At 39.6% G+C, this 12,984-nt stretch carries 9 protein-coding genes; 1 reads left to right on the forward strand and 8 read right to left on the reverse strand.

Going from position 1 to position 12,984, the window contains the following annotated elements:
* Positions 1-234 precede the first annotated feature (234 nt).
* Complete coding sequence (locus BKP57_RS21935) at positions 235-372, forward strand: hypothetical protein (protein WP_156875282.1); 138 nt, start codon at positions 235-237, stop codon at positions 370-372.
* A gap of 229 nt (positions 373-601) precedes the next feature.
* On the opposite strand, the gene BKP57_RS06040 is transcribed toward BKP57_RS21935, so the two are convergent.
* The 8 genes from BKP57_RS06040 to BKP57_RS06075 all read right to left on the reverse strand — a co-directional run bounded on the left by BKP57_RS06040 (position 602) and on the right by BKP57_RS06075 (position 12,939).
* Positions 602-1,711 carry a CamS family sex pheromone protein gene (locus tag BKP57_RS06040; RefSeq protein WP_050351694.1) on the reverse strand — a complete coding sequence of 370 codons (1,110 nt, stop codon included), beginning with the start codon at positions 1,709-1,711 and terminating at the stop codon, positions 602-604.
* A complete protein-coding gene (gene ligA / locus BKP57_RS06045; protein ID WP_050351695.1) occupies positions 1,708-3,726 on the reverse strand; it encodes an NAD-dependent DNA ligase LigA in 2,019 nt (672 codons plus the stop codon). Before ligA ends, BKP57_RS06040 begins: the two co-directional genes overlap by 4 nt.
* Positions 3,727-3,738: 12 nt before the next feature.
* Complete coding sequence (gene pcrA / locus BKP57_RS06050; protein ID WP_050351696.1) at positions 3,739-5,958, reverse strand: DNA helicase PcrA; 2,220 nt, start codon at positions 5,956-5,958, stop codon at positions 3,739-3,741.
* Between the two features lie 19 nt (positions 5,959-5,977).
* On the reverse strand, positions 5,978-6,664 hold the full coding sequence (locus BKP57_RS06055; RefSeq protein ID WP_072741160.1) for a heptaprenylglyceryl phosphate synthase: 687 nt from the start codon (positions 6,662-6,664) through the stop codon (positions 5,978-5,980).
* Between the two features lie 496 nt (positions 6,665-7,160).
* Positions 7,161-7,457, reverse strand: a complete 297-nt coding sequence (locus BKP57_RS06060; RefSeq protein ID WP_050351697.1) for a YerC/YecD family TrpR-related protein — start codon at positions 7,455-7,457, stop codon at positions 7,161-7,163.
* Positions 7,458-7,475: 18 nt separating this feature from the next.
* Positions 7,476-8,495 (reverse strand): DUF3048 domain-containing protein, encoded by a 1,020-nt coding sequence (locus tag BKP57_RS06065; RefSeq protein WP_050351698.1) that lies wholly within the window; start codon positions 8,493-8,495, stop codon positions 7,476-7,478.
* A 210-nt stretch (positions 8,496-8,705) separates the two neighbouring features.
* Positions 8,706-10,490, reverse strand: coding sequence for an adenine deaminase C-terminal domain-containing protein (locus BKP57_RS06070; protein WP_232231333.1), 1,785 nt, complete (start codon positions 10,488-10,490; stop codon positions 8,706-8,708).
* 1,210 nt (positions 10,491-11,700) lie between these two features.
* Complete coding sequence (locus tag BKP57_RS06075) at positions 11,701-12,939, reverse strand: MFS transporter (protein ID WP_072742377.1); 1,239 nt, start codon at positions 12,937-12,939, stop codon at positions 11,701-11,703.
* Positions 12,940-12,984: the final 45 nt, after the last annotated feature.

Consider the following 12,984-nt stretch of genomic DNA (forward strand, 5'->3'; position numbering starts at 1 on the left):
AACTAAATCACTTAGGAAATAAGACATAACTAATAAATAAATTCAACACTTTATTTTCTTTTTTTTCCTACATTTTCAAATCGTTTTGTCGTTCATCATAACTTTAGCAAAACTTGGCTTGTAGCCAAGTCTTATGGCGGAAGCCTGTGTTTTTCTTATACTATAAACCAAAAAAATCTTATACTTCCCTATAGTGGAACAAAGGCACGGGGCGCCCGTTTAGCAACGTAGCGAATGGAACGAATCGGGGATTTAGGTGCTGTTACCTCCCACTTAGACTTGTTCAGCTTGCATCTTCTAGTGGGAGTCTACAACGCCTTTTTACGGGATAAAGGAGTCATGCCACTAAAACCGGGATATGCCGACGCCTGAGCGGCAAGCCCGTTTTTAGTCGGCCTTCCTATTAGCGACGAACTGATGACGACTTATCACAGGGTGATCTCGTGAAGTCGCATCGTTGCTGGGCTCATGCGCCTGACGTGACTATTCGGTTATTTCATTATCCATAAGCACCTAAGTTTATACTCTCTTATTCTGAAAAAAGCCTGCCTAGAAATAACATTTTCTACACAGGCTACTCTCAAATTCTTCTAATCAAACATTATAAAATATGCACCGTCGGCTTTTTCGAACCAGGTTTTCGATAGATAAGGCTTTCCAGTTTATCACTGGACGTTATTTTTACTTCTATAGCATAGTGATCCGGGAACATTTCCTGGATCAGACCATATGCATACTGGGTAAAACCGACCACTTCCCCTTTTCCATAAAACTCAATCGGAATTTCAATTGACATTTTTTGGAGTTCATCATTTACGTAAAAGCCTTCGCCAATGACTCCGACATAGTTCGGGAAATAACTGGCGATTTCTTTACCAAAATTGGTAACTAGTTCGTGATCTTCGAAGTGTTTTTCTTTTCCTTCCTCTGATGGGAATAATACATATTTTTCTCCTATTGATTCCCATTCACCAACAGAAGAACTATCTGCTGGAATATTTGTTTTGGCCACAAAGTTTCCAGGAACCGGGGAAGCTTCGTCCTCCTCCCGATAAATCGCCATCATCACTGGCACATTTTCCAAACCTTCAATTTCACGCAAATTTTCTAGAATTTTACCGGCGATTTTATTCGCTTGCTTCATCATCTCCGATTGGCTAATATTCCTTTCGTATGTCGGTCCACCTGCCTCCGTTTTGAATTGATACGTTGATTTCATTGCAATCCCAATGGAAACCCCACCTAAGGATACCGTATTTTCCTCATTCTTCACTAGATAGTTTTGCTCTAATATATGGGAAAGATAGCGTGGATTCTTTTCGTGATATTCCTTAGAAGCCTTCTCTTTCTTTTTTGGGTTTAACGCATCAATCCAGTTTATAACTGTTTCTTCGTCGATATATTGTCCCTCTTGAAACAAATATTTGTCGGGATCGTACACTTCTTTCGAATGTCTGCGTAAGCCCTCCTCCATTTCATCGATATCAAGTCGGTTAGCTACTTGACCAACGATGACACCTCTCGCTTTACCAGGCTTAAAAGGAAGGATCATCTTATAGTTTTCAGCAGAAAGCTGATAGCTAGGGACAATTGCCTGTTCTTCTTTTGAATTAGACTCTTTTTTCTGCACAACCTCTTCATCATTCATATTGGGGGCGCAACTCGTGAGTAGTAACAACGCCCCAATAAACCAAATACTTATCTTTTTCACGATTCCACTCCCTCATTTTCCATGGCTTGCTGAAATTGGGATTCATTCCATACGTCAATCCCTAGTTTCTCTGCTTTTTCCAGCTTGGACCCTGCATCTTCACCAGCAATTACTAAATCCGTCTTTTTACTTACACTTCCCGTGACATTCCCACCTAAGCTTTCAATTAACTCCTTTGCTTCGGTACGTGTATAGATATCCATTTTTCCTGTCAGGACAACGGTTTTTCCATTAAACGGACTTGTTTTTGCTGCCTCTGAAGGTTTAGCACCTAAATAGGTCATGTTAACACCAAGGGCTCGTAACTCATCTAAAAGCTCGATGACTTGCTGCTCTTGGAAATATTGCACAATGGAATCGGCCATTTTCTCACCAATCTCATTAATGGCCAGCAAGTCGTCATACGTTGCTTGCTGTAACTTTTCCATCGTTCCAAATTCCATTGCCAACGTCTTAGCTGCTTTTGCGCCAACAAAACGGATACCAAGTCCGAATAATAGACGTTCCAATGAATTAGCTTTCGAAGCTTCAATCGCTTCTAATAAGTTCGTTACAGATTTTTCTCCCATGCGTTCAAGTTCCAAAAGCTCGGCTTTCTCCAAACGATAAATATCAGCAATTGTTTTTACAAGATCAGCTTGGAATAATTGGGCAATCACTTTTTCGCCAAGGCCGTCAATATTCATGGCATTCCTAGATACGAAATGAATAAGCCCTTCTTTTAATTGTGCAGGACAATTTGGATTAATACAACGTAAGGCGACCTCTTCTTCCAGGCGGACAAGTTCACTGCCGCATGCAGGGCAATCTTTTGGCATATGGAATTCTTTTTCCTCACCCGTACGTTCTTCTACCATCGCCCGTACAACTTTCGGAATAATATCTCCTGCTTTTTTAATCACGACCGTATCTCCAATCCGTATATCTTGTTCGCGGATTAAATCTTCATTATGAAGGGAGGCGCGTTGGACAGTCGTCCCAGCCACTTTTACCGGGTTTAAAATGGCTGTTGGTGTGATAACACCAGTTCTTCCAACACTTAACTCAATATCTATTAATTTCGTGATTGCTTCCTCAGCCGGAAATTTATAAGCAATCGCCCAGCGGGGGCTTTTCGCTGTATAGCCTAACTCTTCCTGTTGCCGAAGGTCGTCTACTTTAATGACGATCCCATCGATCTCGTAATGGAGGTGAGGACGTTCTTTTGTCCAATATTCGACATATTCCATGACTTCTTCCACGGAGTGACATTTCCTCCATTCCGGATTTGTCTTTAGACCTAACTCTTTTAAACGCTCTAATCGCTCACTATGCTTCGTTAAATTACTATTGGCCCACTCGCCAACGCCATACAAAAAGATATCCAGATTGCGTTTCGCAGCAATTTTCGGATCAAGCTGGCGTAAAGAACCCGCGGCTGCGTTTCGAGGATTGGCAAAAGGTTCTTCACCGTTAGCTTTTCGTTCTTCGTTTAAAGCTAAAAAGGATTTGTGAGGCATAAACGCTTCTCCGCGTATTTCCAACGTTTCTTTTTCTCTAATCGTTAAAGGGATGCTGCGTATGGTTCGTAAATTACTTGTAATATCCTCACCAGTCGTTCCGTCACCACGTGTTGCTCCACGAACGAATTTGCCATCTTCATATGTTAATGAAACGGCTAGCCCATCTATTTTTAATTCACAAACGAAGCTAATAGGCTCCTCTGTTCCTTGACTCGCTCTCCTGACAAAATCGCGAATATCTTGTTCATTAAAGGCGTTCGCTAAACTAAGCATAGGAACACGGTGCTCCACCTTTTGGAACCCTTCCATTGGCTCCCCACCAACTCGCTGTGTAGGGGAATCTGGGTATTTAAATTCAGGATATGCTTCTTCAAGCTTACGGAGTTCCTGCATCTTTTGGTCATAAATAGCATCTTCCACAGATGGTTTATCGAGCACATGATATTCATAGTTGTATTGATTTAAAGCTTCTGTTAATTGTTTTATTTTTGTCTGTGCTTGTTGTTTATCCATCCAAGCACCTCCCTACTCTTTCGTAATTGGTGCAAATTTTGCCAGCACGCGTTTAATGCCAACAGGTGCAGGGAATGCAATATCTAACTCCATTGCTTCACCTTCGCCATTTACTCTTACAACAGTCCCAACACCCCATTTTTTATGCTTGGCTTTGTCACCAGGGGACCATGTTTCGTTTTCAGCACCTGAAGTTTTCGGCATATGCTGCGCTTTGCGCTTCATTGGTGCCGTCCTGCTTATATTTGACTCTCTGCTTTCACCAAACATAGAAGTGTTAGCAACCTCGATTCCTGCCATCAACTCTTCCGGAATTTCATTAATAAAGCGGCTAATCGGATTCATATTTGTACGTCCAAATAAGGTTCGCATTCGTGCATGCGTAAGGTATAGTTCCTTTTCTGCACGAGTAATACCAACATATGCTAATCTGCGTTCTTCTTCCATTTCTTCTTCATCAAACATCGAACGACTATGTGGGAAAACATTCTCTTCCATACCAATTAAAAAGACAACTGGAAATTCTAAGCCTTTCGCTGCATGCAGCGTCATGAGCGTGATTTTATCTTCTGCCTCCGTTTCAGCTTCATCGACTTGATCGATATCTGCAATTAACGCTAAATCGGTTAAAAAGGCGACGAGCGATTTATCTTCACTGACTGCTTCAAAATCCTTGGTAACGGTCATGAATTCTTCTAAGTTTTCAAGTCTGCTTTGCGCTTCAAGCGATCGTTCATTTTTTAACATCGTCTCGTACCCAGTTCGTTCTAAAACAGCTTCTACCATATCTGTTGCGGTTAAAAACTCCTGTTGCTGAGCAAAAGATTGCATGAGGCTGGAAAATTCAGCCAGAGCATTAGCTGCTTTTTTAGAAACACCAGTAAAGTCGACTTCCTTCACCGCTTGGTTGAATGAAATGTCATGGATAGAAGCATATTCCCGCAACCGTTCGATCGACGTTTTCCCAATCCCTCGTTTTGGGACATTGACCACTCGTTCAAAGCTCAAATCATCATCTGGATTGGCAATTAAACGAAGGTAAGCAATGATGTCCTTTATTTCTTTTCGCTCGTAGAATTTAGTTCCGCCCACCATTTGGTATGGCATGTTTGACTTGACCAACGTATCCTCAATCGCACGTGATTGCGCATTCGTTCGATACAGTATCGCCACATCGCTTGGAGAATATCCCTCTTCTCGGGTTAATTGCTGAATTTTTTCCGTGACAAATAAAGCTTCTTCCTGCTCCGTTGCACCTTGAAAATAATGAATCTGTTTTCCGTCATCGTTTTCTGTCCAAAGCTTCTTTGGTTTTCTACCCGTGTTGTTTGCAATTACATGGTTTGCGGCAGCTAAAATCGATTTCGTTGACCGGTAATTTTGTTCCAATAAAATGGTTCTTGACGCCGGATAGTCTTTTTCAAAAGTAAGGATATTGGCGATATCGGCACCACGCCAACGATAAATCGACTGATCCGAATCTCCAACAACACACAAATTCTGATAGCGGCTTGCTAGCATTTTAACGAGAGAGTACTGTGCGTGGTTGGTATCCTGATACTCATCCACATGAATATATTGAAAGCGGCGCTGATAATATTCCAGTACTTCTGGCACACGTTTAAATAAATGAATTGTTTGCATAATTAAATCATCAAAATCAAGCGACTGATTTTTTACAATCATTTTTTGGTACGCCTCATAAACCTGTCCTACTTGCCGTTCAAAAAAATTGCCAACTTGCTTATTATATTCTTCAGGTGTGATAAGTTCATTTTTGGCCGCACTGATTTGACCAAGCATCGCTCTTGGCTCAAATTTTTTCGGGTCAATATTCAAATTTTTAAGTACCTGTTTAATGACAGACAGCTGATCGCTACTATCTAAAATCGTAAAATTACTGTTATAACCAATTCGGTCTATATCTCTTCGTAAAATTCGTACACACATGGAGTGAAAGGTCGATACCCACATGTATTCACTCTCAGGACCAACCAATCTTCTTACACGTTCTTTCATTTCTCGGGCAGCTTTATTCGTAAACGTAATCGCTAGCACATTGCGTGCTGCAACGTCCTTTTCTGCTAACAAATATGCAATCCGATGTGTTAATACACGTGTTTTCCCACTCCCAGCACCTGCCATTATGAGCAGTGGACCGTCTGTATGGATAACCGCTTCTCGTTGTTGCTGATTTAACCCTTTTAATAGCGTTTCCTTCGTTTGACTCATAATATCACCGCCTAACTGATTACTCTTTAACCGCTCTAACGGTTTGTAAAGCTTGCTTGATGTCTGTATAAATACTATTGCCAACGATGATCACATCTGCATGCTGTTTCATTTCTTTGGCTTGCGCAGCAGTTTCTATTCCTCCACCGTAAAAGAGGGTGGAGTGCTGTAATTGAGCTTTTACCTTCTTCACTAGAGCTGGGTCGCCATATTTCCCACTATATTCCATATAAAAAATAGGTAAGTGGAATACTTTATCTGTCATATATGCGTAAGCCATGACATCCTCTTCATCTGGTAAATAGCTATTCGTATACGTAAATGCTTTTGCTTCTTCGTTTAAAATACAATATCCTTCAAATAACACCTCACTAAGCTCCAGCATATCGATATATTCCTTAATCGCCTGGTGCTGTATATCCATCATCCATTTTTTCTCTTTTGAATTAAGCACCATCGGAATATAATAATAATCAAATCCAGGAGTGATGGCTTCCATCGATGATATTTCCAAAATACAAGGCACAGTATATCGGCGAATGCGAGATAGTAAATCCAATACACCATCCAAGGTAATGTTGTCTGTTCCACCAACGATGATCGCGTCGGTACCCGACTCGCATATTTTTTCTAAATCCTCATCCGTCATTTCTTTTGCCGGATCAAGCTTAAATATGTGTTTCCATTGCTTTAATAATGTATTCACGATTAAAATCCTCCATTGTGTTTATCCGTTAGTTCATTATACCAAAAATCCCGCATACAATTTAGGAAAAAGGGGTGTTTTTATTATGATGGAAATTTTGGAAGGGGTAAAGTGAAACTTCTATTGATTGAAGTTCTTCCACGCTCCCTAATCGTTAGTAGCACGAGTAGACGAATAGACCTTTCAGCATCAGAGCTCTAACTTGCTGTTTAATCTCACAATTTTATCCAACTAGCATAGAGAGCATGGATTATTACCAGTTATCTGCTGTGTAAATTGTGAACTCCGGCGACTTCCTAGTGAACTTCGGCTAATTTCCTGTATATTCCAGCAACCGCCCTGTGAGCTTCGGCGATTTCGCGAAGTCGCATCGTTGCTGGGCTCATGCGCCAGACGTGGCTATTCGGTTATTTCGTTATCTCCAAGCACCTAATTTTATGCTTTATTATCTTATAAAAAACGCCGCCAAAAAGGCGACGAGTTTGATAAAGCTTTTCTATTTATCTTTCATTATTCGATCTAAGACGAGCTGATAACCATCACTACCATAATTAATGCATCTTCTAACCCGTGAAATGGTAGCAGTCGAAGCGTTCGTTTCTTCTTCTATAGCATTATAGGTAGCGCCTTGTGTTAACATTTTTGCTACTTGCAATCGCTGAGATAATGATTGAATCTCAGACATTGTCGCTATATCATCAAAAAAACGATAACATTCTTCTCTATCTTTTAGTGATAAAATTGCGTCAAATAATTCATCCAATTGCTTTCCTCGTAATTTATCAATTTGCACATCACGCCCTCCTCCCCATTACTCACTTGATATCGTTACAATCTCTTGTAATCCAGGTTGTTTCGGAATCACATTAATCCATGTTTTTCCTGGAACAAATGGAACTTCCTTGCCATTTTTTACGGGGATGATTCTTCCAGCTTGTCTTTTCCACTCAACTTCCTGCAAGACACCTTTTTGTAATAAATAAGCCTTACCACCAGAATCTAAGTCGATTGCGCGACGTCCTGATTGATCAATCACTTCATGGTGTGCTTCCATAATTAATACGTTGCTCACTTCAATCGGCTCTTCCGTTTCCATATCGATCGTTTGTTGCTGACCATTACTACGGATATAGCTCCCGCTGTCCTGTCTAAACGTATATTGTACCACTTCACTAGGATTGTTTGAATAACCAACCTTCGCCAATGTCGCAGGAGTACCTGTAACTTCTGATCCGGCTTCTGCAAATGGCAAGGCTTCGTACGCGGCAGTCACATCATATCCTTTTTCCTCTGCTTTATCATACAGAGCATTTAATTGCAGATAAGAATTGTGCGGCGGCTTACGAAAGGATTCACGTTTAAATAAGATACCATCATTATCATAAAGCGAACCATTCAAGTGGTCAATTCCTTTATCCTGAATCATTTGGTCAATAAAGTCAGCTGCTCCATGGTAAACGTAAATCGCGTCATATGCATGTGCCAAATCAAAATAATATTCCCGAGCGCTGCGGACAGGTCCGATTACAGAAGGAAGCTCACTTTGATAAAGAGCTAAAAATCGTGTAATATTACCTTCCGCTAACAGTTCGAAAACGATATCTGCCTGTGATAGGCCCGTTTGTGGTCTTGCTTTAGCATGATTATTAACCATCACTGCAACCATTCGGTTATTTGTCGGTCCATCAGCAGGCAAACCTGTAAATGCATATGTACTATCCTGATCTTTAGACAGTTCGGAATGCTTGTCTTGGTTATTATTTACTTCATCTTTGCATCCTGCCATAAAAACAAGCATCAAGGTGAACAGCACAAATAATACTTTCTTCACTATACCCCTCCTTTAAATTACTCCATACATGGTATGCTCAAAAAGGAAAGTATACAAAAAAACTCTGATCAGCACTGCTTTAAGCTAACGAATTGCAGTGCTAACCGAAGAATTATGATCTATAGACTTTTTGAACATCTTATATTTGAGTAATTTTTACAATACATCTTTTCACAGATTCACTAGAAAATATTTCCTCTTTATTATAAGCTAACACATTGTCGCGGGAAATAATAACTCCTTTTTCTTCACATCCATTAAACCCAGTGGTGTAATACGAATATAAGGTAAATGAGTGGAGGACAGAAAAAATATTGTATAAACAGGATCGGAAAAAGGGTAGCCGAAAGATTGAAGAATCTGCTTTAATTCTTTTTCTTTTCCAATTAGTTCGTCCATCTCTCCGGCAAACATCATGCCACCAAGCGCAAGTGGAATTTCTAATAATACTTTACCTTGATGGACGATAACAATCCCTCCGCCTAATTCCTTTAACCTTTTACCAGCTAGTAAGATATCACTTTTTCTCTTTCCAATAAATATAAAATCCCCGGAAACAGAATAGGAGCTAGCAATGGCACCCAACTGATTCGTAAAACCCCTTAACGTAGTATTCACACGCCATTTTCCGTTTCGGTCAAGCAAAAGTAAAAAAGCATCGGTCGTTTCTGCAGGTAGCTCTTCTACCGTAATATCCACTTCAATAGGATATGGGGTCATAATGACATCGTTTGCCATTTCCAAGCCAATTGGAACGGAAAATTGTAATTCCTTATTACTTAGTTCCCAATCTAAATCCAGCGGCTTAATCTGGTAAGCTTGCCACTGGATATGAGGTTTAATTTTTTGCTGCTCTCCGCCTTTGACGATCCATTTTCCTTTTGCCAAGACACTTTCAGGCTTCGGGATGTGCTTTTCAGGTAAAATATTTATATGTGCAAATCGCCCAGGAGCAATACTGCCAAGCTGTTCTTCCATCCGCAAATGTTTAGCTGCGTAATAACTCCCCATTAAATACGCTTCTTCCACTGGTATTCCTTTTTCTATCGCAATTTCTATACACTGATTGATGAGACCAGCTTCGTAAAAGGAAGGCGTCGCTCCGTCTGTCGTAAATGACACATTTTCAAAAGTCGTCAAGCCAGCTGCCAGTATCTCTTCGATAAGCTTTGGCAAATCAGGGCGTATCGATGAATGCCGCAAGCCAACATGGTAGCCCAGTCGAAGACGTCGCATGACTTCCTCTCCAGAAATTGATTCATGATCTGCATTAACCCCAAGCAGTTTCATTTTTGTCAATGTCCGTTCAGAAGCGCCAGGGAAGTGTCCTTCCACAGGTTTACGCTGATTTTTCGTTTCCTGAATCCAATATAATAAAATATCATCACCCGCTAATAAATCCGGCCACGACGTAAGTTCCCCACCTTGGAGAACCGCAGGATGTTTAATCCATGCTAAAACGTCCTCTGTTTGAAACAAATCAAGTTCTTTTTCTCCCTGCAACTCTGTCTGCGGATCAAAGCGAGCCCACCAATACATTGATACCGGGTGCTTACTAAATTCCTCCAATATAGAAAACGCTTTCTTTTTATCTAACATAAATAACCACAATAAGTTATCATTGATCAATGTTGTTGTACCTGTCTTAGCTGCATGTAAAGCTAGTTGTTCCGGATTATACAATTGAAAAGGGTGGGCATGTGGTTCCACATAACCTGGAACAATATATTTCCCTTTACAGTCTACAATCTCTGCATTGTGCAAGTTAGCTGGCATTTGATTTCCAACATAAACAATTCGATCTTCGTAAATCCAAATAACAGCTTTTAACCATTGTTTGGTATACGTGTTCAGATATGTTGCATTCTTCAGCACGATTGTCGGAGCCACTTCCCCATCAATGACCCGGACATGCTGACGCATCTCTCGATTTCTCCAATAAAATCCGTTTCGTAACATTAGCATCTCTCCAATATATTTCATTTCATCAAACATTTATATTTAGGTATCATTGCGGAAGTGTTGCCATTCATAGAATACCAACCATTTCATGGAATCGGCAAACGCAATACCCGTTAATTTCTTCATAGATCATACTTAAGTTGTTTTACATGCTTTTTTGTGTTTCAGATATATTTGTACGGAATAGATTCTTCCATTTTACAAAATTTTTCATCCGCTTCCTTGTACATTAACATGTAACGTTCAAAGGAACAAGTGAAAAGGAAAAAAATCCCATAAGATAATGGTGTTATTTCATTCTACCATATTTTTGCCCATTATATTGTTTCAATTTTGTAAACGTTCATTATTATTTGTTTTAATAAACTACTACATGTTTGGATTTATTGGAGAGATACAAAAAAATGAGACGTTGTCTTGTTTACCAAGGGAGCCTAATTAGTTAAATCAACCAAATTAGAATAATTATCCAACACCATCCTTAGCCCAAGTACTCCCTCTAAAATATCTCTCCTTCGTTATTGTGAGGTAACCCGCATTCTGAATTCATAACTCGTCAAAAGGCAATCCTCCTATTAACGCTCTCAAGTCGGGCAACGATACAACTTAAAAAGAAAATAGATGCTTGGAACAACAACAAGGCTTTTGTGAAACACCTTGATGATAATATTGCTTTTAAGTTGAACTTTGGGTTTCTAGTACCAGACTCCGTAACTTTAAAGGCTACTTTTTCTCAGCTTATAACGAAATTAATAGAGTGCAAATCCTGGAGAATTAACGGGAAAATGTCCTTTAAGTAATTTAAGATTTTATCATGATTGAGACAGAATGCAGTATCGTGCAATTATGTTTAGACTCTTTTTAAACGGTACAGACCACCTCTTAGCCCTCTACTACAATAAAAATTCATATAAATTTCAGCAGATTTTTTGATACCAAAACATGGAATTGCTTTACAGAAAGCAGCTAACTTAACATCAACAAAGGCACGGGGCGCCCGTTTAGCAACGTAGCGAAGGGCACGAATCAACGAAAGATAAAGGAATCATGCCCATGCAACAGGGGGATGCCGACGTCTAGGTGGCAAGCCCGTTTTAGTCGGCCTTCCTCTTAGAGGCGAACCGATGAGGCCTTATCGCCTGGGATTTCGTGAAGTCGCATCCGTTGCTGGGCTCATGCGCAAGACCCGGCTAATCGATTATTTCGTTATCTCCAAGCACCTAATTTTATGCTTTCTTATCTTTTAAAATAAACGAGATTTCATCTTAGGATGTTGAGCATTTAAGTTATCCTTACTGCTCTTCCCTAGCCATACCGGACCAATCAAGACAACAATTGCTAAAAGGATAAAAGGAAAAACATAATTCCCTGTCATGTCAACGATGAAACCAAAAGCAGCTGGAGAAAAAACAATGAAAAGTTGATTTAGTGTTAGACCAAAACTTACTGTAAGAGATATTAATTCTGGGCGGGCCCGTTCAGAAAGTAAAACAATGAATAAACTAAACCACCCCATACCAAGAAAACCAAATAGGAAAGTAACCACAGCAAAAAGGAAATTTGTTGTATTTTCAGGTAATAAGACCAATAAAACCATAACTATGCTGGTTAAAAGTATCGTTATTTGCAACGGTGTTTCTCGATTTCCTTGATACAATGAATCACTTATCCAGGATATAGCAACCCTACCAATTAAACCTCCAACTAAGGCTATACTTAAAAACATTCCTGCCACATTTAGTTCTTTATCAAGTTCATTATTAAAATAACTCATTAAGTGAGCGACTATAATTAATTGAACAGATATCATGCTGCAGCCTATATAAAATATTGGATATAAGGATTTATTTTTTCTTACTGCATTTATCTTTTCCATTAATTTGATTTGTTGCTCTTTTTGATGATTGAAAGAAAATGGAATGTCTTTATAAATAAGTAAGAATAATATTCCTCCTGTTATAACCACTATACTTTGAGTGATAATGGCTCCATTTAAATTAAATGTAAAGTACATAAATGGTAATATAATGGAAGCCAACGCTCCCCCTAAGGGAATGCCCATTTGTCTAATTCCCATGGCAAGCCCTCTTCTTCTTTTTGGAAACCATTTCACAATTATGCTACTTCCTCCTGGTTGAGCTGTTCCATACCAAACACCAACTAATAACAGAATAAATAATAAGAAATAAAAATCATTGGCAAATATAGCTAATGACATACTGAGACCAAGTAAGATCGCCCCAACACCTATGCTCCATTTTTCTCCATACCGATCCATTAAATCCCCAAAAATAATCATTGAAAAAATAGGTCCAATATTCACTGCGGATACAATCAAACCTGTTTCAAATTGAGAAAGATCTAGTGATTGTTGATAAAAAGTTGCAAGTGGACCAACTCCATAGGTCACAAATGTAGCACAAGTCTGTGCTAATGTGGCGATAACAAGAACTATCCATTTATAACTTTTGCTACTATTCATTCCATCCCCCCGTTTGTCAGTACACGACTCCGTTCTTCGCTTCCC

The sequence above is a fragment of the Virgibacillus sp. 6R genome (assembly GCF_001895305.1).
Classification (GTDB): domain Bacteria; phylum Bacillota; class Bacilli; order Bacillales; family Amphibacillaceae; genus Virgibacillus; species Virgibacillus pantothenticus.

Excerpts from the sequence above, each read along its gene's own strand:
- BKP57_RS21935 (WP_156875282.1), top strand. The coding sequence starts at position 235 with ATGGAACGAATCGGGGATTTAGGTGCTGTTACCTCCCACTTAGACTTG.
- BKP57_RS06075 (WP_072742377.1), bottom strand. The coding sequence starts at position 12,939 with ATGAATAGTAGCAAAAGTTATAAATGGATAGTTCTTGTTATCGCCACA.
- BKP57_RS06070 (WP_232231333.1), bottom strand. The coding sequence starts at position 10,490 with ATGTTTGATGAAATGAAATATATTGGAGAGATGCTAATGTTACGAAAC.
- pcrA (WP_050351696.1), bottom strand. The coding sequence starts at position 5,958 with ATGAGTCAAACGAAGGAAACGCTATTAAAAGGGTTAAATCAGCAACAA.
- ligA (WP_050351695.1), bottom strand. The coding sequence starts at position 3,726 with ATGGATAAACAACAAGCACAGACAAAAATAAAACAATTAACAGAAGCT.